The organism is Methyloversatilis sp. NSM2, assembly GCF_038066675.1.
Classification (GTDB): Bacteria; Pseudomonadota; Gammaproteobacteria; order Burkholderiales; family Rhodocyclaceae; genus Methyloversatilis; species Methyloversatilis discipulorum_A.
Genome location: NZ_JBBUKV010000008.1, coordinates 1 through 22,170 on the forward strand (window position 1 = coordinate 1; position 22,170 = coordinate 22,170).

Below are 22,170 nucleotides of genomic sequence, written 5' to 3' on the forward strand. Positions count from 1 at the left end.
GCGAGTCGCCGCGGTTCGCGATCAGGATCTTTTCAAACATGGGAAGTCTCCGCTGCGAGATCGCTGCCACACGCTGCGCGTGTGAAGCGGGAAGTAGGGATCGCAGCGCGACCGCGCTGCGAGTCGCCGCGGTTCGCGATCAGGATTTTCGTAATCATGTTCAGTGTTCCTCTCGCACCATCACAGCGGAATGTTGCCGTGCTTGCGCCACGGATTCTCGATCTGCTTGTCGCGCAACATGGCCAGCGAGCGGCAGATGCGCTTGCGCGTTTCGCTCGGCATGATCACGTCGTCGATGAAGCCGCGCTTGCCAGCGATGAAGGGGTTGGCGAACTTCTCGCGGTACTCGGCTTCACGCGCGGTGATCTTGGCCGGATCGTTCTTCTCTTCGCGGAAGATGATTTCCACCGCACCCTTCGGCCCCATCACCGCGATTTCCGCACTCGGCCAGGCGAAGTTCACGTCGCCGCGCAGATGCTTGGAACTCATCACGTCGTAGGCGCCGCCGTAGGCCTTGCGCGTGATCACCGTCACCTTGGGCACCGTGCACTCGGCGTAGGCATAGAGCAGCTTGGCGCCGTGCTTGATGATGCCGCCGTATTCCTGCGCCGTGCCCGGCATGAAGCCCGGCACGTCGACCAGCGTGATGACCGGAATGTTGAAAGCGTCGCAGAAGCGCACGAAGCGCGCCGCCTTGATCGAGCTCTTGATGTCCAGACAGCCGGCCAGCACCAGCGGCTGGTTGGCGACGATGCCGACCGTGCTGCCTTCCATGCGTGCGAAGCCGACGACGATGTTCTTCGCGTAGTCAGGCTGGATCTCGAAGAAGTCGCCGTCGTCGACGATCTTCAGAATCAGCTCCTTCATGTCGTAGGGCTGGTTCGCATTGGCCGGTACCAGCGTGTCGAGGCTGGGGTCGAGGCGGTCGGTCGGATCGGTGCTCGGGCGTACCGGCGGCTTTTCGCGGTTGGACAGCGGCAGGTAGTTGAACAGGCGGCGCGTGTACATCAGCGCATCGACGTCGTTCTCGAACGCGAGATCGGCGACGCCGGACTTGGTGGTATGCGTCGTGGCACCGCCGAGGTCCTCGGCGGTCACTTCTTCGTGCGTCACCGTCTTCACGACTTCCGGGCCGGTCACGAACATGTAGCTCGAATCGCGCACCATGAAGATGAAGTCGGTCATCGAGGGCGAGTAAACGGCGCCCCCCGCACACGGGCCCATCACCAGCGAAATCTGCGGAATGACGCCGGACGCCATCACATTACGCTGGAACACCTCGGCATAGCCGCCGAGCGAGGCGACGCCTTCCTGGATGCGGGCGCCGCCCGAATCGTTGAGACCGATCACCGGTGCACCCACCTTCATTGCCTGGTCCATCACCTTGCAGATCTTTTCCGCGTGCGACTCGGACAGCGAGCCGCCAAACACGGTGAAGTCCTGCGAGAACACGAACACCAGCCGGCCATTGATGGTGCCGTAGCCGGTCACCACGCCGTCTCCCGGCACCGAGTCGTCGGCCATGCCGAAATCGGTGCAGCGGTGCTCCTTGAACATGTCCCACTCTTCGAAACTGCCTTCGTCGAGCAGCACTTCGAGGCGTTCGCGCGCGGTCAGCTTGCCGCGCGCATGCTGCGCGTCGATGCGGCGCTGGCCGCCACCGAGCCGGGCCTTCTCGCGCTTTTCGTCGAGCTTGCGGATGATGTCTTGCATCGTCAGTCCTCCGTGAATTCAGTCCATCGCCTGCAGCAGCCGCAGTGCGGCCGCCGATGCGGGCAGGGTGCCGGCGGCCACCGCCGCGCGAATGTCCGGCAGCGCGGCACGCACCGCCGGATGATGTTCAAAACGATGACGCAGGCCCTGGTCGACCAGTGCCCACATCCAGTCCAGCGCCTGCCGGCTGCGCCGCGCCTCCCAGGCGCCACTGGCCTGCATGGCATCGCGATAGCGCAGGATGGCCGACCAGAAATCATCCAGCCCGGCATGCTTCACCGCCGACACCTTGAGTACCGGCACCGTCCAGTCAGGCGAGGCCGCGCGCAGCAGGTGCAGCGCGCCCTTCATCTGCTGCATTGCGCGTTCGGCCGCGGTTTCGTCGAGGTCGGCCTTGTTGAACACGACCACATCGGCCAGTTCGACGATGCCCTTCTTGATCGCCTGCAGGTCGTCACCGGCATTGGGCAGCTGCAGCAGCACGAACACGTCGGTCATGCCGGCCACCGCGGTTTCCGACTGCCCGACGCCGACGGTTTCGACAATGACCACGTCGAAACCGGCCGCCTCGCACACCAGCATGGCTTCGCGCGTACGCGCCGCCACGCCGCCCAGACTGCCGGCCGACGGTGACGGACGGATGAAGGCATCCAGGCTCTGCGTCAGGTGCTCCATGCGGGTCTTGTCGCCGAGGATGGAACCGCCGGTGACCGTCGACGACGGATCGATCGCCAGCACCGCCACCTTGTGCCCCTTCGCGATCAAGGCCAGACCGAGCGCCTCGATGAAGGTGGACTTGCCGACGCCGGGCACGCCGGAAATGCCGACGCGGATCGAACGACCGGTGCGCGGCAGCAGCGTGCGCAGCACCTCGCCCGCGCGCCGCTGGTGATCGTCGCGCGTCGATTCGATCAGCGTGATGGTCTTGGCCAGCGCGCGGCGCTGGCCGGCCAGAACGCCATCGATCAGGGTCTGATCGGACGCTTCGATCACGCGACCTTCGTCCGGATCGCGTCCAGCGTGTCCTTCGCCGCCTTCGGGATCGGGGTGCCCGGGCCGAACACGCAGGACACGCCGTGGCCGTACAGCTCGTCGTAGTCCTGCGCCGGAATGACGCCGCCGACCACCACCACGATGTCGTCCGCGCCCTGGGCGCGCAGCGCCGCAATCAGCTGCGGCACCAGCGTCTTGTGACCGGCCGCCAGCGTCGACACGCCGACCGCATGCACGTCGTTCTCGATCGCCTGGCGCGCCGCCTCTTCCGGCGTCTGGAACAGCGGCGCGATGTCCACGTCGAAGCCGAGGTCGGCGAAGGCGGTGGCGATCACCTTGGCACCGCGGTCGTGGCCGTCCTGGCCCAGCTTGGCGATCAGGATGCGCGGGCGACGACCTTGCTCTTCGGCAAACTGGCTGACCTCCTCCTTCATCGCACCCCACCCTTCGTCATCGGCCACCACGGACTGATATACGCCACTCACCGCCTGCGTGCTCGCGCGGTGACGGCCCCACACCTTTTCCAGCGCATCCGACACCTCGCCCACCGTGGCGCGTGCGCGCATCGCGGCGACCGTCAGTTCGAGCAGATTGCCCTGGCCGGATTCGGCGGCGGTGGTCAGTGCCGCCAGCGCCGCATTCACCGCCGCGGCGTCGCGGCTGGCGCGGATGCGCGCGAGCTGCGCCACCTGCGACTCACGCACCGCGACATTGTCGATCACCAGCACGTCGAGCGCGTCTTCCTTGTCCAGCCTGTACTTGTTCACACCGACGATGACGTCGCGGCCGGAGTCGATGCGCGCCTGCTTCTCGGTCGCGCACTTCTCGACCTGCAGCTTGGCCCAGCCGGATTCGACCGCCTTGGTCATGCCGCCCATCTGCTCGACTTCCTCGATGATGGCCCAGGCGTGGTCGGCCATGTCCTGGGTCAGCTTTTCCATCATGTAGCTGCCGGCCCACGGGTCGATCACGTTGGTGATGTGCGTCTCTTCCTGCAGGATGAGCTGTGTGTTGCGCGCGATGCGGGCCGAGAATTCGGTCGGCAGCGCGATCGCTTCGTCGAAGCTGTTGGTGTGCAGCGACTGCGTACCACCGAACACCGCGGCCATCGCCTCGACCGTGGTGCGCACGACGTTGTTGTACGGGTCCTGTTCGGTCAGCGACCAGCCCGAGGTCTGGCAATGGGTGCGCAGCATCTTCGACTTGGCGCTTTTGGCGCCGAAGCCATCCATGATGCGGCTCCACAGCAGTCGTGCCGCGCGGAGCTTGGCCACTTCCAGATAGAAGTTCATGCCGATGGCGAAGAAGAAGCTCAGTCGCCCGGCGAAATCATCGACGTCCATGCCGCGCGCCATTGCAGTGCGCACGTACTCCATGCCGTCGGCCAGCGTCAGCGCCAGCTCCAGGCCCTGGGTCGCGCCCGCTTCCTGCATGTGGTAGCCGGAAATCGAGATCGAGTTGAAGCGCGGCATGTTGCGCGCGGTGTACTCGATGATGTCGGCAACGATGCGCATCGACGGCTGGGGCGGATAGATGTAGGTGTTCCGCACCATAAACTCTTTGAGGATGTCGTTCTGGATGGTGCCCGACAGCTGGGCCTGCGGCACACCCTGTTCCTCGCCGGCGACGATGAAGCCGGCCAGCACCGGCAGCACGGCGCCATTCATCGTCATCGACACGCTGATCTTGTCGAGCGGAATGCCGTCGAACAGCCGCTTCATGTCCTCGACGCTGTCGATCGCGACGCCGGCCTTGCCGACGTCGCCGACCACGCGCGGGTTGTCCGAGTCGTAGCCGCGATGGGTGGCCAGATCGAAAGCGACCGACACGCCCTGGGCGCCGGCGGCCAGCGCCTTGCGGTAGAAGTTGTTCGATTCTTCGGCGGTCGAGAAGCCGGCGTACTGGCGGATGGTCCACGGACGGGCCGCGTACATCGTGGCCTGCGGGCCGCGCACGAAAGGCGCGAAGCCGGGCAGCGTGTCGGCGTTGGGCAGGCCTTCGACGTCGGCGCGGGTATATAGCGCCTTCACCGTCAGACCTTCTGGCGTCTTCCAGTCCAGATTGGCCGGGTCGCCGCCGGGAGCGGATTTGGCGGCAGCCTTCAGCCACGCTGCGTAATCAGGGTGGGCGCTGCCCGTCGTGTCGGCCATGGTTCTGTCCTTGCGGATTGCGGGTCGGCGCTGCCGGCACGGCATCGGTCGGATACCGGCTTGACTCAGCGCGCAACGGAGAATACTTTATCCATAATTATGAATGCAAGCGGATGTTGCGTTGCAGAAAACGCAGCCGGTGACGATCTCTGGCGTCCGGCTGCAACCGGCTTTTTCGCCCTACCTCCGCGCCAGACTCGAAACACACATGAACAGTGAAACCCTGAACCCCGCCGCCGAAGCAATCGCTCCGCGCGCTCTATATATAGAGGTCGCGGACCGTCTGCGCCGGCTGATCCAGAGCCACGCGATGGCGCCCGGCGAGTGGATAGACGAACAGGCGCTCGCCACCCAGTACGGTATTTCGCGCACGCCGCTGCGCGAGGCGCTGAAGGTGCTCGCCACCGAGGGCATGGTGGTGCTGAAGCCGCGCCGCGGCTGCTACGTCGCGCAGATCAGCGGCGGCGACCTGGAAGAGATCTATCCCATCATGGCGCTGCTGGAAGGCGAGTGCGCCGCCGGCGCCGCCCGCCGCGCGTCCGACGCCGACCTGGCCGAACTGGCCGCGCTGCACCAGGCACTGGAAGACAGCGCAGCCGCGCGCGACATCGACCGCTTCTTCGACGCCAATCAGCGCTTCCACCTGCTCATCCATCACATCGCCGGCAACCGCCGCATGGCGCAGATGATCGACGAACTGCGCGCGGTGCTGAAGCTGCAGCGGCACGATTCGCTCTACCTCGAAGGGCGCCTCGTCGCGTCGCTGGAGGAGCACCGCGTGCTGCTCGCCGCACTGCAGGCGCACGACACCGAAGCGGCCCGCCGGGCGATGCAGGAACACATCGAAAGCAGCCGCAAGGCGCTGAGCAGCTGACGTCTGCAGGAGGTCTCGCCCCCGGCCGCGTCGTGGCCGGAGCCGGGGTTCTGTGGGAGGTGGCTTCCGAACCCGACAGCCGCCGGAACGCGCGTCGCGATCAAAGGGTTGCGCCTACAGTCGTGGCAGCGCCGGCCGTAAAGGCGATTGCCTCCTCGCCGGCACCGGCGCAGGATGCATCCGCCTTGACCTTATCCGGGAGTCGCCGTGAAATCCGCTGTCGCCACCGCCCTGCTCGCCCTGTTCATGCCCACCGCGCATGCCCTCGAACTGCTGGTTCCCGCCTACTTCTATCCGGCCGACGAGGGCGCGAGCTACTGGCAGACGCTGACCGACTCGGCGCCCGAGGTCGGCATCACCGCCATCCTGAATCCGGACAGCGGGCCGGGCAGCACGCTCGACACGAATTACACCGCCGTGGTGGGCAGCCTGCAGGCAGCCGGTGGTCGCGTGATCGGCTATGTGCACACCAGCTACGGCACGCGCAGCGCCGCCACGGTGCGCGCGGAAATCGACCGCTACTACACGCTGTATGGCGTCGACGGCATCTTCATCGACGAAATGTCGAACGACACGGCCCACCTCGGCTACTACCAGTCGCTGCACGACTACATCCGCGGGCTCGATGGCAGCGGCTTCATCGTCGGCAATCCGGGCACGCAGACCGCTCCGGACTACCTCGCGACCGCCGACGTGCTGGTCACCTTCGAGAGCCCGGCCGCCGAATACGCTGGCTACGAAGCGGACGCCTGGACACAGTCGCAGGACGCCAACCGCTTCGCCCACCTGGTCTACGAAGTGCCGGACGCCGCCGCGATGCAGGCGGTGATCGCCCGCGCGCGCGCAATGAACGTCGGCCACGTCTATGTCACCGACGACGACATCAGCAACCCGTGGGACACGCTGCCGTCCTACTGGGCGGCCCAGACCGCCGCCGTGGCCGCGGTGCCGGAGCCTTCCGCCTGGGCGACGCTGGCAGCCGGCCTCGGCCTGATCGCAGCCCGGCTGCGCCGTCGCCGCTGAGGCGCTGGACACGCGGCGCCGGCCGCGAACACAATGCCGGCATGAACACCCGTGGCCGTCCACCATGCCGCTGACCCCGACCAAGCGCTGGGTCGTGCTGCGCCACACCGGCCACGGGCACCCGTCTCCGCACCGCCTCTTGCGACGCGTTTCGCGCCACTTCTCATTGCGGAGACACCATGAACTTCAGCTTCCGACCCAAGCTTCTCGACACGCTGCCCGGCTATGACCGCGGCCGGTTTTCCGGCGACCTGTCGGCCGGCCTGACCGTCGGCGTACTGGCGCTGCCGCTGGCCATGGCCTTCGCCATCGCCAGCGGCATGTCGCCGACCGCCGGCATCTGGACCGCCATCGTCGCCGGCTTCCTGATTTCCGCGCTCGGCGGATCACGGGTGCAGATCGGTGGCCCGACCGGCGCCTTCATTCCCATCATCTACGCGATCGTCGCCGACTACGGCGTGCAGAACCTGCTGATCGCAACGATGATGTCCGGCGTCATGCTGCTGGCCATGGGCGCCTTCCGGCTCGGCAGCATGATCCGCTTCATCCCGCTGTCGGTGGTGATCGGCTTCACCAACGGCATTGCCGTCGTCATCTTCATTTCGCAGATCAAGGATTTCCTCGGGCTGAAGATCGACGCGCTGCCGGGCGAGTTCTTCGGCAAGATGCGCGCGCTGTTCGACGCGCTGCCGACGCTGGACCTGCCGACGCTGTCGCTGTCGCTCGCCTCACTGGCCGTGCTGCTGGGCTGGAACCGCGTGGCGAAGGACATCGCCTGGATGCGCCGGCTGCCCGGACCGCTGGCGGTACTGCTGATCGCCACCGCAGCCAACGCGCTGCTGCAGCTTCCGGTCGACACCATAGGCAGCCGCTTCGGCGGCATTCCGCGCGAACTGCCGGACGTCGGTCTGCCGGCACTGTCGCTCGGCCTGCTCGGTAAACTGATCGCACCGGCGCTGGCGATCGCGCTGCTCGGCGCCATCGAGTCGCTGCTGTCGGCGCGCGTGGCGGACAGCCAGATCGACGACCGGCACGACCCGAACCAGGAACTGATGGCGCAGGGCATCGCCAATGTCGCCGCACCGCTGTTCGGCGGCTTCGCGGCCACCGGCGCCATCGCCCGCACCGCCACCAATGTGCGTACCGGCGGCCGCACCCCGGTGGCCGGCATGCTGCACGCCGGCGTGCTGCTCGCCATCGTGCTGGCAGCCGCACCGCTGGCCGCGCACATCCCGCTGGCGACGCTGTCGGCCATCGTCGTCGTCGTGTCGATCAACATGGGTGAGTGGCACGCCTTCGCACCGTCGGAGCTGCGCCGCTATTCGGCGCCCTACCGCACCATCCTGCTCGCCACCTTCTTCGTCACCGTGGTGTTCGACCTGACTCTGGCGGTGGAACTGGGCATGGTGCTGGCCAGCCTGTTCTTCATCTACCGCATGTCCGACCTGACGCGCATCGATCGCCTGCCGCTGGAAGAGCACTACGGCATCGAAGCACTCGCGCGCGCCGACGGCACGCCGCGCATACTGGCCTACCGGCTGACCGGTTCGCTGTTCTTCGGCGCCGCCAACAAGCTGGAGAACCTGCTGCTGATGCAGGACGGCCATCCGGACGCAGTCATCCTCGACCTGGAAAAGGTGATCAGCATCGACACCACCGGCCTCGACATCCTGCAGTCGCTGCAGCGCAACCTCGCGCGGCGCGGCGCCACGCTCATCCTGTGCGACCTGAACGACCAGCCGGCCTCGCTGATCCGCCGCTCCGGCTTTGCCGCGCGTCTGGGGGAGGACAACATCGCCGGCAATCTGACGGACGCCCTGCTGCGCGCGCAGGCAGTGCGCCCGAAAACGCCAGCCGTCAGCTACACCTGAGCCCCCCAGACCTGCCGCTTCGCGTCAGCCCCCCCGAGTGGGTCAAGAAAACTCGGGAACGGCCCAGCGTTTTCTTGAGAGTTCCGGCCGGCCGATACGTCGTTCACCGTATTGGCCGCGCCGGCCGCATTCGCAGAATGGGAAGTCTTGAACTTCTTTTCCACCCATTCCGCAGCGGAGGCCACTCATGCACCACGGGGACATTTCGAGCAGCAAGGACACGGTCGGCGTCGCCGTCGTCAACTACAAGATGCCGCGCCTGCACACGAAGGCCGAGGTGCTGGACAACGCGCGCAAGATCGCCGACATGATCGTCGGCATGAAGTCCGGCCTGCCCGGGCTCGATCTGGTCATCTTCCCGGAGTACAGCACGCACGGGATCATGTACGACTCGAAGGAGATGTACGACACGGCCTCCGCCATCCCTGGTGAGGAAACCGACATCTTCGCGGCCGCCTGCAGGAAGGCCAAGGTGTGGGGCGTGTTCTCGCTGACCGGCGAACGGCACGAGGAGCACCCGAACAAGGCGCCGTACAACACGCTCATCCTGATGAACGACCAGGGCGAAATCGTCCAGAAGTACCGCAAGATCATGCCCTGGGTGCCGATCGAAGGCTGGTATCCGGGCGACTGCACTTACGTGTCGGACGGTCCCAAGGGCCTGAAGGTGAGTCTCATCATCTGCGACGACGGCAACTACCCGGAAATCTGGCGCGACTGCGCAATGAAGGGCGCCGAACTGATCGTGCGCTGTCAGGGCTATATGTACCCGGCCAAGGAGCAGCAGGTGACGATGGCGAAAGCCATGGCCTTCGCCAACAACTGCTATGTCGCGGTCGCCAACGCGGCCGGCTTCGACGGCGTCTACACCTACTTCGGCCACTCGGCCATCGTCGGCTTCGACGGCCGCACGCTGGGCGAATGCGGCGAGGAGGAAATGGGCATGCAGTACGCGGCGTTGTCCAAGAGCCTGATCCGCGATTTCCGCAAGAACGGCCAGTCGGAGAACCACCTGTTCAAGCTGCTGCACCGTGGCTACACCGGCCTCATCAATTCGCGCGAGGGTGACAAGGGCGTGGCGACCTGCCCCTACGACTTCTACTCGAAGTGGATCAACGACCCGGAAGGCACGCGCAAGGCGGTCGAAGCCTTCACGCGCGACACCGTCGGCACCGAGGAATGCCCGATCGAAGGTCTGCCCAATCCCTCTACCGTCGGTCACAAGTGAAGGTGCAGGAAACAGCCGAACTGGCCGATCCGCTGCACGACTGGCGCATCCGGGGCGAACCCTGGTACGCGCCGGTCGGCGGCGAAATCGCTGCCTTCGAGGCCGCGCACGCGCGCGGCCTGCCGCTGATGCTGAAGGGCCCGACCGGCTGCGGCAAGACGCGCTTCGTCGAGCACATGGCCTGGCGGCTCGGTCTGCCGCTGATCACCGTCGCCTGTCACGAAGACCTGTCGGCCGGTGACCTGATCGGGCGCTTCCTGCTCGACGCCAGCGGCACCCGCTGGCAGGACGGCCCGCTGACGCGCGCGGTGCGCTTCGGCGCGATCTGCTATCTGGACGAGCTGGTGGAAGCGCGCGCCGACACCACGGTGCTCATCCACCCGCTGACCGACGCGCGCCGCCAGCTGCCGCTGGCCGCCACCGGCGAACTGCTGCACGCGCACCCGGATTTCCGCCTGGTCGTGTCCTACAACCCGGGCTATCACGGCGTGCACAAGACGCTGAAAGCATCGACCCGGCAGCGCTTCACCGCGCTCGAATTCGGCTACCCGGACGCGGCACGCGAGGCGGCCATCGTGATGCACGAGTCCGGCGTTGACGAGGCCATCGCGAAGCAACTGGTGACGCTGGCCGAGCGCACGCGCCGGCTGGCCGGCGACGAACTGGACGAAGGCGCCTCCACCCGCATGCTCATCCACGCCGGCCTGCTGATCGCCGAGGGCCTGGCACCCCGCGCCGCCTGCCTGCAGGCCATCGCGGTGCCGCTGTCCGACGACCCGGAAGTCGGTCAGGCGCTGGCCGCCATGGTCGATGCCTGCGTCGCCTGAATCAGCGCTGCCCGGCGGACGTCCGCTGGGCATCTATCTGGATGCGCTGTGGTCGGTGCAGCCGCGGCTGGCGACGCTCGCCACGCCGGACGACCGGCCGCGCGCGGTCCTGTCGCGCGCCGGCACGCGGCCGGTGCTGCATCTGCCAGCAGACGGCGCGCTGCTCACCCGCGCCCGCGCTGCCCACGCGGCTTCCCACCTCGCATTCGGCGGCACGCCGCAACCGCGCGCGAAACTGAAGCCGATACAGCGCGTGCTGCTGGAAACGCTGGAGGACGCCCGCGTTGAATGGCTGGCGATGCGGGACCTGCCGGGCCTGCGCACGCTGTGGGCGCCCTTCCATGTCGCCGGTCCGGACGACGGCAACGGCTTCGACGCGCTGCTGGTGCGGCTGGCGCATGCGCTGTTCGACCCGGCGCATGCCGACGGCCACGCCTGGATCGCCAAGGTGCGGCGGCTGTTCTTCGCGGCCGACGGCATGCTCGCGCTCGATACGCCGCAGCGGCTGCGCGCGGCGGCATCGCTGCTCGGCAACGACATCGGGCAGATGCGCCTGAATTTCAATGCCGCCGGCTGGCGGGTTGAACCGGCCTATCGCGACGACAACCACCACCTGTGGATCGCCGACGACAGCCTGCCGCCGTCCGCCACGCCGCTCGAACGCGAGGACGCCGACAGCCACGGCAGCGGTGACGACGACAAGGATGTCACGGCGGAACGCCCACCGCCGCAGGCGACCGGCGGCGCAGACCAGGGCGAAGGCGGCACCACCGCGCTGTGGTCGGAAGCGCCGCTGCGCATGCTGAAGTATCCGGAGTGGGATCGCCTGATCGCGCGACTGCGGCCGGACTGGTGCACGGTGATCGAAAGCCGCCCGCTCGAAGTCGACGCCACGGCGCTGCGCGCACGACTGCGAGCGCAGATCCGCCGGCTGCCCACTGCGCACCGTCGCTCAGCGGGGCGTCCGGGCAGCGGCCGCGAACGCGACGGCGAAGTGCTGCACACCGACGCGCTGATCGAGGCGGGCGTCGCGCTGCGCACACGTACGCGGCCGCCGTCCCGGCTGTATCGCGCAGCGCATGCGACGGACGGCGGCCGCGACGTGCTGCTGCTGATCGACGCGTCCGCCTCCACCGCGCACCTCTGCGCCGACGGCCGACCGCTGCTCGAACACCTGCGTGACGCCGCCTTGCTGGCCGCGCACGCACTCGAACGCGAAGCTCACATTGTCCGCGTGTGGGCTTTCGCGTCGGATACGCGACATCGCGTGCGCGTGCAGCACCTGAAGGACGAGCACGACGGCGCGCTGGATGCGCGCGTCTGCGCCCGCGCTGCCGGGCTGCGCAGTCACGGCTCGACACGCATCGGCGCCGCGCTGCGTCACGCCGCCGCGCATGCGCGGGGCGAGCGTCCGTTGATCGTGCTGCTGACCGACGGCGAGCCGCACGATATCGACGTGCACGACCCGCGCTATCTGCTTGAGGATGTGAAAAAGGCGGTCGGCGAAGCGCGCCGCGCCGGCGTGACGGTGCAGTGCTTGCACGTCGGCACGGCCGCGCCGTCGGCGCTGCGCCATGCCTTCGCCGCCGGCCGCTGTGTTGCCGTCGATCCGCGGCACATCGTCGATTCGCTGCTGTCCGGCCTGCGGCGCAGCTGACCCGCCACCGCGTCCGCTGGCACAATCGCGCCTCTGCCCGATCGCGCACGCCCATGTTCCACATCGTCCTGTACCAGCCCGAAATTCCACCGAACACCGGCAACGTGATGCGCCTGTGCGCCAACGGCGGCTTCCGCCTGCACCTGGTGAAGCCGCTCGGCTTCGACATCAGCGACAAGCAGCTGAAGCGCGCCGGCATGGATTACCGCGATCTGATCAATGTGACGGTGCATGAGGACTGGGCGGCGCTGTCGGCAGCCCTTGCGCTGCAGCCGGAGGACAGCCGGCTGTACGCGCTGAGCACGCGCGGGCGGGTGGCGCACACGACGCCGCACTACCGTGCCGGCGACATCTTCCTGTTCGGTCAGGAAACCGCCGGACTGCCGGGCAGCCTGCTCGACACGGTGCCGGCGGCACAGCGGCTGCGCATTCCGATGCGTCCGGACTGTCGCAGCCTGAACCTGAGCAATTCGGTCGCCATCGTCGCCTACGAAGCGTGGCGACAGCACGGCTTCGACGGCGCGCTTCAGCCGGACTGAGCACCCGGCTGCAGGGCGCCGAGGTCGGCCTCGTCGGCGCGTTCGAGCACCGCTTCCTGTTCCACCTTGGGGTCGCGCGCCAGCAGTCTTTCGGCCGCCTGTGCCGCGCTGAGGCGGCCATCGAGCACGTCGGCGACGGCGCGCGTGATCGGCATGTCGACGCCCATGCGGCGCGCCAGCGCAGCGGCTTCGCGCGCCGTCGACACCCCTTCGGCGACGTGGCCCAGCTTCTGCAGCACCGCGTCGAGCGACAGGCCTTCGGCCAGCATCAGGCCGACGCGACGATTGCGCGACAGATCACCGGTACAGGTCAGTATCAGGTCGCCCATGCCGGCCAGACCCATGAAGGTGATGCCGTGGCCGCCCAGTGCTTCGCCGAGGCGGGCGATTTCGGCCAGACCGCGGGTGATCAGCGCAGCGCGTGCGTTGAGCCCGAAGCCCAGTCCGTCGCAGACGCCGGTGGCGATGGCGAGCACGTTCTTGACCGCACCGCCGACCTCGACGCCGGTCAGATCGTCCTGCGCGTACAGGCGCAGCCGCGGGCTGTGCAGTTCGGCGGCGACGCGGGTGGCAAAAGCGAGGTCGTTGCTGGCGATGGTGATCGCGGTCGGCTGGCCGCGCGCCACCTCGACCGCGAAGCTGGGGCCGCTCAGTGCGCCGCGGCTGACCGCCGCGGGCAACACCTCGTCCGCCACCGCATGCGGCAGCAGGCCGGTGCCGGCTTCGAAGCCCTTGCACGCCCACAGCACGGCCGGCACGCCGGACGCGGCGACGGCATGCAGCGCCTCGCGCAGACCGGCGATCGGCGTGGCGATCAGCGCGAGTTCGCAGCCGGCCAGCGCGTGCGCGATGTCGGCGTCGATGCGGATGCCGTCCGGCAGCGCGATCTCGGGCAGGTAGCGCTCGTTGCGACGCGACGCGCGCAGCGCCTGCGCGTGCGACGCGACGCGCGTCCACAGGGTGACATCGTGATCGGCCGCGTAGGCGACGGCCAGCGCGGTGCCCCAGGCACCGGCCCCGAGGACGGCGATTTTCATGCGCGGCGGGCGGGGCTCACAGGCCCCACACCTGGCCGATGCGGACAAAGCCGCTCTGGCCGTCGCGGTGCTTCACGCGCGCCCAGCCGGCCGGCGCCGGTTCCGACACCGGTTCGAGCAGCACGCGGCGTTCGGCCTCGAACACCAGCGCTGCGTTGTCTTCCGGCTTGGCCAGAATGCGCGCCTTGTCGACGCTGACGATGACGGTGCGCTGCGGTGACAGCGCCGACGATTCGACCCAGGCGAGCATGCCGCCCGGCTCGCGTACCTTGACCCAGCCGGCTTGCGTGCGCACGACCTCGACCGGCGTCTGGCGCGCGATCACGTACTGCTGGCGCGCCTGCTTCGACGGCGCGTCGTACATGACGGCGACGTCGGCAAGCGAGCGATATTCGAGCCCCGCCGCCTGGGCGGCCGGGGCGATGGCGAAGGCGGCCAGCGCCGCCAGCGCGATGCGCTTCATCACTGAACCGTCGGCGCGCCGTCCTGGCCGGCTGCGGCCTGCTGCGCGCGCTGCTGGTAGAGCGCTTCGAAGTTGACCGGCGCCAGCACGACCGGCGGGAAGCCGGCGCGATTCACCGCGTCCGACACGCTTTCGCGGGCGTACGGGAACAGGATGTTCGGGCAGGCGATACCGAGGATGGGCTGCAGGTCTTCCTGCGGCACGTTGCGGATCTGGAAGATGCCGGCCTGGCGCACTTCGACCAGGAACATCGTCTTCTCGCCGATCTTGGCGGTGACGGTGACGGTCAGCGTCACGTCAAACACGCCGTCCTGCACCGCCTTGCCTTCCGTCTGCAGCTGGATCTGCACGTTCGGGTTTTCGCGGGTCAGGAAGATTTCCGGGGCGTTCGGGACTTCGAGCGACAGGTCCTTCACGTAGACCTTCTCGATGGAGAACACCGGGCCCTGGGGCTGTTGGGGTTGCACTGCTTCGTCGGCCATTTTTCGCTTCTCGGTTGGTGATGAACGCCGCAGGTCAGGCCTGCAGCAGCGGGTCCAGCTTGCCTTCGCGGTCGAGTGCGTGCAGATCGTCGCACCCGCCCACATGGAAGTCGTCGATGTAGATCTGCGGCACGGTACGCCTGCCGGTTTTCTCCATCATTTCAGTACGCCGTGCCGGATCGGTGTCGACCCGCACTTTCTCGATGTCGGTCACGCCCTTGGACACGAGCAGGCGCTCCGCCTGCACGCAGTAGGGGCAGTAACCGCTGGTGTACATCAGTACGTGTGCCATCGCATCACTTCTTGGTCAGGGGCAGACCGGCCTGTTCCCAGGCGCCGATGCCGCCGTCGAGTGCAAACACCTTTTCGAAACCGGCCTTGCGCAGCGTCGAGCAGGCGCTGGCGGAACGCATGCCGCTGGCGCAGACGACGATGAGCGGGCGCTCCTTGAACTTTTCCAGGTCACCAATGCGCTGGTCGAGCTGGCCGACCGGAATGTGGCGCGAACCGGCGATGCGGCCCTTGGCCCATTCGGGCTGTTCGCGCACGTCGATCACCTGCGCGTCCTCGCGGTTGATCAGTTGCGTCGCCTGCGCCGGCGTCAGCCGCGGTCCGGAGGTCTTCGTGCGCACCGTCATGACGAGCAGCGCGACGCCGCTGATCAGGGCCGAAATGGCCCAGAGGTAGTTGTTGTTCTGAGTCAGGAATTCCATGGGAGAGAGGTGCTTGCAGGCTGTGGGGCTCGCGGCAGGCGGTCCGCTGTAACGGGGTCCGCATCATCGCCGGGATCGTGTCATCCGGCAACGCGGATGTTTCGACATGTCATCTTCTGTCGAATTTTTACGGGGCCGCGCGCTGCGTTTTCTGGGAAAATGCGCATTTTAGCCCAAGCGCGGTCAGTCCACCTGCAGACCACGAGTCCGCAGTGCAGCACGTCTCACCGGGGCGCCGCGCCCTTCACACATAGCCCACCCGATATGTACAAGCTCGTTCTGCTGCGCCACGGCGAATCCGTCTGGAACAAGGAAAACCGTTTCACCGGATGGACCGACGTCGGTCTGACCGACAAAGGCGAAATCGAGGCCCGCGAAGCCGGCCGCCTGCTCAACCGCGAAGGCTATCGCTTCGACATGGCCTTCACTTCGGTGCTCAAGCGCGCCAACAAGACACTCTACGTCGCGCTCGAACAACTGAACCTGATGTGGATTCCGATCCGTCCGACCTGGCGCCTCAACGAGCGTCACTACGGCGCGCTGCAGGGCCTGAACAAGGCGCAGACGGCGCAGAAGTTCGGCGAGGAACAGGTGCTGGTGTGGCGCCGCTCCTACGACACGCCGCCGCCGGCGCTGGAAGAGGACGATCCGCGTCTCGATCGCAAGAACCCGCGCTACGCCGAAGTGCCGGACGAGCAGTTCCCGCGCACCGAATGCCTGAAGGACACCGTGGCCCGCGTCATCCCGTTCTGGGACGCCGAGATCGCGCCGCAGATCAAGGCCGGCAAGAACGTGCTCATCGTTGCCCACGGCAACAGCCTGCGCGCGCTGATCAAGTACCTCGACAACGTGTCGGAACAGGACATCCTCGGCCTGAACATCCCGACCGCCCAGCCGCTGGTGTATGAGCTGGACGAGAACCTGAAGCCGATCCGCCACTACTACCTCGGCGACCAGGAAGCCATCCGCGCCGCCATCGACGCCGTGGCCAACCAGAGCCGCGCCGTGCCGCAGCGCCAGCGTCCGCCCATCCCCGAAACCGAAGAGCCGCAGACGGCCGAACAGCGCGCACCGTGGATGGAGTGAAGCGCTGGCTGATCCGGGCGCTGCTGTGCGCATTGCCCGGAGCCGCCTTCGCCGAGCGCGCAGTCCAGTCCAGCCCGGAACAGCTGCGCGCGCTGCAGCAGCGCATGGAAGCGCTGCGCGATGAACTGAACCAGTCGGAAAGCGCCCACCGAGAAGCCCGCGACGAGCTGCGCAGCTCCGAAAAAGCCATTTCCGACGCCAGCCGTGCGCTGCGCGACATCGCCGGCCGCCGCAAGGCGGTCGAAAGCGCACTGACGCAGACGCGCAAGGACGTGGCCGCCGGCGAGGAACGCCTGCGTACCCAGCAATCGCAACTGGCGCAACTGCTGCGCGGCCACCAGCGCGCCGGTGAGGCCGACGCACTGCGCCACCTGCTGTCCGGCACCGACCCCAACCAGAGCGCACGCGACCTGCATTACCTGCGCAGCCTGTCGAAAAGCCAGCTCAGGCTGATGGACGACCATCGTGCGACGCTGACGCGCCAGCGCGAGTTGCTGGCGCAGCAGGACGCCCAGCTGGACGAAATCCGCACGCTGGAGGCCGAACGCGAGCGCGAACGCGGCAAGCTGCAGGCCGAGCACGATGTACGGCGCAAGGTGCTCGACCGCATCGCCACCCAGTTGCGCACCGAACGCAAGGAACTGGCCCAGCTCAAGCGCGACGAGGCACGGCTGAGCCGGCTGATCGAATCGCTGTCGCGGCGCAGCGCCCGCAGCGCGCCGCCGAAGACGCCCGCGGCAGGCCCGACCGAGGACTCGCTGGCGCCAGCGGGCCGCGAAAGCCGCGGCCCGGTCGTGCAGTCAGCGCCGGTCGATCACGGCGGCATCGCCTTCCCGAAATTGCGCGGCCGCCTGCCGTGGCCGGCCAGTGGCGAACTTGCGCGCCGCTTCGGTGCCCAAGGCGCGGATGGCGGAACACCGCTGCGCGGCATCTTCATCCGCGCAGCGGCAGGCGACGTCAAGGCGGTGGCTGCCGGTACCGTGGTGTTCGCCGACTGGCTGCGCGGTTTCGGCAACCTGGTCATCGTCGACCACGGCGACAACTATCTGAGCGTCTATGGCAACAACGAAGCGGTGCTGAAGTCGGTCGGCGCAGCGGTGCGCGCCGGCGAGGTGATCGCCTCGATAGGCGCCAGCGGTGGGGCTTCGGAATCGGGTTTATACTTTGAATTGCGGCATCAGGGACAGGCGCTGGACCCGCTGAAATGGGTCGCCCGCTAGGCTGCACCGATGACGGTGCGGCATCCGTTCCGGCCGAAAAATACGCGGAGTGCAATCGATGCAAAAGAAGCTGCAGCAAACCGGGCTGGTCATGATCGGACTGTGTGCCGGGGTACTGCTCAGTCTCAATTTCTCCGCCAACGCGAACAAGCCGGTCGGCAGCACGCTGCCGGTCGAGGAACTGCGCCAGTTCGCCGACGTGCTGAATGCGGTGAAGTCGGGCTATGTCGAGCCGGTCGATGACAAGAAGCTGATTACCCACGCGATCAGCGGCATGCTGTCCGGTCTCGACCCGCACTCGGCCTACCTCGACCAGGACGCGTTCAAGGATCTGCAGGCCGGTACCCAGGGCGAATTCGGTGGTCTCGGTATCGAGGTCGGCATGGAAGACGGCTTCGTCAAGGTGGTTTCGCCGATCGAAGACACACCTGCCTTCCGCGCCGGCGTCAAGGCGGGCGACCTGATCATCAAGCTGGACGACACCTCGACCAAGGGGCTGACGCTGAGCGACGCGGTCAAGCGCATGCGCGGCAAGCCGGACACCAGCATCCGCCTGACCATTGCGCGCAAGGGCGAGGCGAAGCCGATCGAGGTGACGCTGACGCGCGAAATCATCAAGGTGCAGTCGGTGAAGTCGAAGCTGGTCGAACCCGGCTACGGTTACCTGCGCCTGACGCAGTTCCAGGAGGCCAGTGCCGAGGATCTCGCCAAGCACATCGGCAAGCTGTACAAGGAAGGTGAGCTGAAAGGTCTGGTGCTCGACCTGCGCAACGACCCGGGCGGCCTGCTGCACGGCGCCGTTGGCGTATCCGCCGCCTTCCTGCCGCCGAAGGCGACCGTGGTGTCGACCGACGGCCGCACCGAAGACGCCAAGCGCCGCTTCATTGCCGCGCCGGAAGATTACCTGCGCGGATCGCGCGAGGACTATCTCGCCACGCTGCCCGCCGGCGCCAAGTCGGTGCCCATGGTGGTGCTGGTCAACTCGGGTTCGGCTTCGGCGTCGGAAATCGTCGCCGGCGCGCTGCAGGACCACAAGCGCGCAGTCATAATGGGCACCCAGACCTTCGGCAAGGGTTCGGTGCAGACCATCATGCCGCTGGCCAACAACACCGCGATCAAGCTGACGACGGCGCGTTACTACACGCCGAACGGCCGCTCGATCCAGGCCAAGGGCATCGTGCCGGACATCATCGTCGAAGAGACGCCGAATGGCAGCGGTGGCGGCATCCGCCTGCGCGAAGCCGACCTCGACCGTCACCTCGGCAACGACAAGGAACCCGAGGAGGCCGCGCCGAAACCTGCCGCAGGCGCCAAGGGCAAGCCGGCGAAGGACGAGGACGAGGAAGCCAAGCCGGCTGCGCCGTTCGAGTTCGCCACCGCATCGGATTACCAGTTCACCCAGGCCTTGAATCTGCTGAAGGGATTGCAGATCATCCAGAAAAACTGAGGCTCGCCGTCCGCGGTGGGCCGTGCGGCGATCTCCGGATCGCCGCCGGATGCAGGAGCTGAATCATGGTCGCACATGCCAGCCAGCGTCGTTTCGGCCGCGAACACCGCGCGCCGCGCAAGCCCGGATACGGCCCCCAGGCGGGTCTGATGAAGCACCGCGAACTGCGCTTCTGTCGCCGCTGTCCGCGCCGCGTCGATGAAGCGCTCGCGCTGCTCGCCGCGGTCGGCGGCATTTCGGTGACCGCGCAGGGCGATCGCGTGGTCGCCATCGAGTACAGCCTGACCGACCACAGCTTCCGCAGCATAGAGCGGGCACTGCGCGCACACGGCTTCGTGCTCGACGGTTCGCTGAAGATGCGACTGATCCGCACCATGCTCTATTTCTGCGAGGACACGCAGCTGCGCAACCTGAAGCAGCCGGAGCGACTGATCAAGAAGTCGAACGAAATCTACGTCAAGGCCTGGCAGCACCACCCGCACGGCGATCACGACGACACGCCGAGCGAACTGCGCGAATACCGCTGACCGCCCACTTCCCCACCGCTACACGCCGCCGCATCCGCCGGCGGTCACTTCTCCATGAATGACCAGCAACTGCTGCGCTACAGCCGCCACATCCTGCTCGATCCGATAGGCATCGAAGGACAGGACAGGCTGCTCGCCTCGCGCGCCCTCATCGTCGGCGCCGGCGGCCTAGGCTGCCCGTCGGCGCTCTACCTCGCGGCGGCCGGTGTCGGCACGCTGGTGATCGCCGACGACGACGACGTCGACCTGACCAATCTGCAGCGGCAGATCCTGCATCGCGAACACTCGGTCGGCCGCGCCAAGGTCGAATCGGCGCGCGAAACGCTGCGCGACATCAATCCGGGCACCGAGGTGATCGCGCTGAAGAAGCGACTGGCCGGCGACGAACTGCTGGAACAGGTTGCCGCCGCCGACGTCGTGCTCGATTGCAGCGACAACTTCGCCACCCGCCACGCGATCAACCGCGCCTGCGTGGCCACCCGCACGCCGCTGGTATCGGGCGCGGCCATCCGCTTCGACGGCCAGGTGTCGGTATTCGACAGCCGTGAGCCGGACGCGCCCTGCTACCACTGCCTGTTCCCGGAGGGCGGCGAGGTCGAGGAGGTGCGCTGCGCGGTGATGGGCGTGTTCGCGCCGCTGACCGGCATCATCGGCACCATGCAGGCGGCCGAGGCGCTGAAGATACTGGCGCAGACCGGCCGCACGCTGGCCGGCCGTCTGCTGCTGCTCGACTCACTCGGCATGGAGTGGCGCAGCATCACGCTGCCGCGCGACCCCGGTTGCGCCGTCTGCGGCGAGGGCCGAAGCCCCTAGCCCCTAGCCCCTAGCCCCTAGCCCCTAGCCCCTAGCCCCTAGCCCCTAGCCCCTAGCCCCTAAAAAGGCTAGTGCAGCTTCACGTGCGGCTCGGTGCTCTGCTTGATGAAGCGGGCCACCGCGTCGAGCGAGCTCTTGATCCAGCCGTGCAGCGCGATCTGGTGCATCTGGTACAGCGAGCGGTACATCATGCGCGCGACCAGACCTTCGATGAACATGCTGCCGCCGACCACACCACCCATCAGGTTGCCGGTTGCGCCGCTCTTGCCGAGCGACACCAGCGAGCCGAAATCCTTGTAGCGGAAGGGGCCGGGGTCGCCCTTGCCTTCGAGCCGCATGGCGAAGATCTTCACCAGATAGCTGGCCTGCTGGTGCGCCGCCTGGGCGCGCGGCGGAATCGTGCCCTCACCGCCCAGCCACTGACAGGCCGCACAGTCGCCGAAGGCGTAGATGTCCGGATCGTGCGTGGTGACCAGGTGGTCATCCACCACCAGCTGGTTGATGCGGTTCGACTCCAGCCCGCCGAAGCCGGACAGCATGTTGGGCGCCTTGATGCCGGCCGCCCACACCATCAGGTCGCCGCGGATGAAATGGCCGCTGGCGGTGGCCAGTCCGTCATGGCGCACTTCGCTGACACGCTCCGACTTCAGCACGTCGATACCCATGCCGCGCAACAGTTCTTCGGCCGACGCCGAAATGCGCGCCGGCAAAGCCGGCAGCACGCGGTCGGCCGCCTCGATCAGCGTGATGCGCACGTCCTGGCGCGGGTCCATGCTGTGCACGCCGAAGGCGCGCAGCACCTTGCTGGTATGGCGCAGTTCGGCCGACAGTTCGACGCCGGTCGCACCGGCGCCGATGATGGCAATCGACACTTCGTGCGGTTCGCCGCGCTCGGCACGCGCGTCCGCGCGCATGCAGGCGGCGACCAGCTTCTGCCGGAAGCGCTCGGCGTCGTGCGTGGTATCGAGCGCCATCGTGTGTTCGTCGGCACCGGGAATGCCGAAGGTGTTCACCGTGCTGCCGATGGCGATCACCAGATAGTCGTAATGCAGCTCGCGCTCGGGCAGCATCGGTTCGCCGTCGAAGTCGGCCACCGCCTCGATGTGGATGGTCTTGCGCGCGCGATCGATGGCCGTCATGCGGCCCATCTGGAACTCGAAGTTGTGCCAGCGCGCCTGCGCAACGTACTCCAGACGGTGCATGTGCATATCCATGCGCCCGGCGGCGACTTCGTGCAGATGCGGTTTCCAGATGTGGATGGGCGAAGCATCGACCAGCACGATGTCGGCCTGCCCTTTGGCGCCGTAGCGGTCGCCGAGCTGGGTGACCAGTTCGAGGCCGCCGGCGCCGCCGCCGACCACCACGATGACGGGTTTCTTGGAATTATTCATGATCTCCTCGGAGCGAAGCCCGCCCTGCACGGGAGCGGACGGCGCATTCTGCTACAGCCCCCGCTGCTTGTGCAGGGCAGGGCTCCGGGTGTCATGGCGGCGGAACAGTCGACCGC

The 22,170-nt window shown here is 67.4% G+C and carries 21 protein-coding genes; 12 read left to right on the forward strand and 9 right to left on the reverse strand.

Annotated features, from left to right (window positions below; all coding sequences use genetic code 11):
- Positions 1 to 180 precede the first annotated feature (180 nt).
- Genes WJU27_RS15355 through scpA form a run of 3 tightly spaced genes read right to left on the reverse strand, consistent with a single transcriptional unit; the run spans position 181 to position 4,856 of the window.
- Positions 181 to 1,713 carry an acyl-CoA carboxylase subunit beta gene (locus WJU27_RS15355; protein WP_020163045.1) on the reverse strand — a complete coding sequence of 511 codons (1,533 nt, stop codon included), beginning with the start codon at positions 1,711 to 1,713 and terminating at the stop codon, positions 181 to 183.
- An 18-nt stretch (positions 1,714 to 1,731) separates the two neighbouring features.
- Complete coding sequence (meaB, locus tag WJU27_RS15360; RefSeq protein ID WP_341422635.1) at positions 1,732 to 2,706, reverse strand: methylmalonyl Co-A mutase-associated GTPase MeaB; 975 nt, start codon at positions 2,704 to 2,706, stop codon at positions 1,732 to 1,734.
- Positions 2,703 to 4,856, reverse strand: coding sequence for a methylmalonyl-CoA mutase (scpA, locus tag WJU27_RS15365; RefSeq protein ID WP_341422636.1), 2,154 nt, complete (start codon positions 4,854 to 4,856; stop codon positions 2,703 to 2,705). The genes meaB and scpA overlap by 4 nt, the downstream gene beginning before the upstream one ends.
- A gap of 208 nt (positions 4,857 to 5,064) precedes the next feature.
- Between scpA and WJU27_RS15370 the strand changes: the two genes are divergently transcribed.
- The 7 genes from WJU27_RS15370 (at position 5,065) to WJU27_RS15400 (ending at position 12,875) form a co-directional block, all read left to right on the forward strand.
- On the forward strand, positions 5,065 to 5,730 hold the full coding sequence (locus WJU27_RS15370; protein WP_341422637.1) for a GntR family transcriptional regulator: 666 nt from the start codon (positions 5,065 to 5,067) through the stop codon (positions 5,728 to 5,730).
- 207 nt (positions 5,731 to 5,937) lie between these two features.
- On the forward strand, positions 5,938 to 6,753 hold the full coding sequence (locus WJU27_RS15375) for a spherulation-specific family 4 protein (protein WP_341422638.1): 816 nt from the start codon (positions 5,938 to 5,940) through the stop codon (positions 6,751 to 6,753).
- 179 nt (positions 6,754 to 6,932) lie between these two features.
- Complete coding sequence (locus WJU27_RS15380; protein ID WP_341422639.1) at positions 6,933 to 8,624, forward strand: SulP family inorganic anion transporter; 1,692 nt, start codon at positions 6,933 to 6,935, stop codon at positions 8,622 to 8,624.
- Between the two features lie 187 nt (positions 8,625 to 8,811).
- Positions 8,812 to 9,852, forward strand: a complete 1,041-nt coding sequence (locus tag WJU27_RS15385; RefSeq protein WP_020163039.1) for an aliphatic amidase — start codon at positions 8,812 to 8,814, stop codon at positions 9,850 to 9,852.
- Positions 9,853 to 9,872: 20 nt separating this feature from the next.
- Positions 9,873 to 10,679: a CbbQ/NirQ/NorQ/GpvN family protein gene (locus WJU27_RS15390; protein WP_445928441.1), complete on the forward strand. Its 807-nt coding sequence runs from the start codon at positions 9,873 to 9,875 to the stop codon at positions 10,677 to 10,679.
- Positions 10,663 to 12,336: a nitric oxide reductase activation protein NorD gene (locus tag WJU27_RS15395; protein ID WP_341422641.1), complete on the forward strand. Its 1,674-nt coding sequence runs from the start codon at positions 10,663 to 10,665 to the stop codon at positions 12,334 to 12,336. The genes WJU27_RS15390 and WJU27_RS15395 overlap by 17 nt, the downstream gene beginning before the upstream one ends.
- Before the next feature lie 53 nt (positions 12,337 to 12,389).
- A complete protein-coding gene (locus WJU27_RS15400; protein WP_020163036.1) occupies positions 12,390 to 12,875 on the forward strand; it encodes a tRNA (cytidine(34)-2'-O)-methyltransferase in 486 nt (161 codons plus the stop codon).
- On the opposite strand, the gene WJU27_RS15405 is transcribed toward WJU27_RS15400, so the two are convergent.
- From WJU27_RS15405 to WJU27_RS15425, 5 genes are read right to left on the reverse strand one after another with little or no spacing between them, the layout of a single operon-like run.
- Complete coding sequence (locus tag WJU27_RS15405; protein ID WP_341422642.1) at positions 12,863 to 13,960, reverse strand: NAD(P)H-dependent glycerol-3-phosphate dehydrogenase; 1,098 nt, start codon at positions 13,958 to 13,960, stop codon at positions 12,863 to 12,865. The genes WJU27_RS15400 and WJU27_RS15405 overlap by 13 nt on opposite strands.
- Complete coding sequence (locus WJU27_RS15410; protein WP_020163034.1) at positions 13,929 to 14,375, reverse strand: SH3 domain-containing protein; 447 nt, start codon at positions 14,373 to 14,375, stop codon at positions 13,929 to 13,931. The genes WJU27_RS15405 and WJU27_RS15410 overlap by 32 nt, the downstream gene beginning before the upstream one ends.
- Positions 14,375 to 14,857, reverse strand: coding sequence for a protein-export chaperone SecB (gene secB / locus WJU27_RS15415; protein ID WP_019915744.1), 483 nt, complete (start codon positions 14,855 to 14,857; stop codon positions 14,375 to 14,377). Before secB ends, WJU27_RS15410 begins: the two co-directional genes overlap by 1 nt.
- 34 nt (positions 14,858 to 14,891) lie before the next feature.
- Complete coding sequence (gene grxC / locus WJU27_RS15420) at positions 14,892 to 15,149, reverse strand: glutaredoxin 3 (RefSeq protein WP_019915745.1); 258 nt, start codon at positions 15,147 to 15,149, stop codon at positions 14,892 to 14,894.
- A 4-nt stretch (positions 15,150 to 15,153) separates the two neighbouring features.
- A complete protein-coding gene (locus tag WJU27_RS15425; protein ID WP_020163033.1) occupies positions 15,154 to 15,570 on the reverse strand; it encodes a rhodanese-like domain-containing protein in 417 nt (138 codons plus the stop codon).
- 264 nt (positions 15,571 to 15,834) lie between these two features.
- On the opposite strand from WJU27_RS15425, the gene gpmA reads away from it, so the two are divergent.
- The 5 genes from gpmA to WJU27_RS15450 all read left to right on the forward strand — a co-directional run bounded on the left by gpmA (position 15,835) and on the right by WJU27_RS15450 (position 20,663).
- Entirely contained in the window at positions 15,835 to 16,656 is an 822-nt protein-coding gene (gene gpmA, locus WJU27_RS15430) for a 2,3-diphosphoglycerate-dependent phosphoglycerate mutase (protein WP_020163032.1), read from the forward strand.
- Positions 16,653 to 17,876, forward strand: a complete 1,224-nt coding sequence (locus WJU27_RS15435) for a murein hydrolase activator EnvC family protein (RefSeq protein ID WP_341422643.1) — start codon at positions 16,653 to 16,655, stop codon at positions 17,874 to 17,876. The genes gpmA and WJU27_RS15435 overlap by 4 nt, the downstream gene beginning before the upstream one ends.
- Before the next feature lie 58 nt (positions 17,877 to 17,934).
- The gene (locus WJU27_RS15440) at positions 17,935 to 19,323 is read left to right on the forward strand and encodes a S41 family peptidase (protein ID WP_020163030.1); all 1,389 of its coding nucleotides are present in this window, start codon (positions 17,935 to 17,937) and stop codon (positions 19,321 to 19,323) included.
- A gap of 65 nt (positions 19,324 to 19,388) precedes the next feature.
- On the forward strand, positions 19,389 to 19,850 hold the full coding sequence (locus WJU27_RS15445) for a hypothetical protein (protein WP_020163029.1): 462 nt from the start codon (positions 19,389 to 19,391) through the stop codon (positions 19,848 to 19,850).
- Positions 19,851 to 19,904: 54 nt separating this feature from the next.
- Entirely contained in the window at positions 19,905 to 20,663 is a 759-nt protein-coding gene (locus WJU27_RS15450; RefSeq protein WP_341422644.1) for a HesA/MoeB/ThiF family protein, read from the forward strand.
- Positions 20,664 to 20,731: 68 nt separating this feature from the next.
- Here the strand turns inward: WJU27_RS15450 and WJU27_RS15455 are convergent, their stop codons facing one another.
- Positions 20,732 to 22,054, reverse strand: coding sequence for an NAD(P)/FAD-dependent oxidoreductase (locus WJU27_RS15455; protein WP_296807922.1), 1,323 nt, complete (start codon positions 22,052 to 22,054; stop codon positions 20,732 to 20,734).
- Positions 22,055 to 22,170 lie beyond the last annotated feature (116 nt).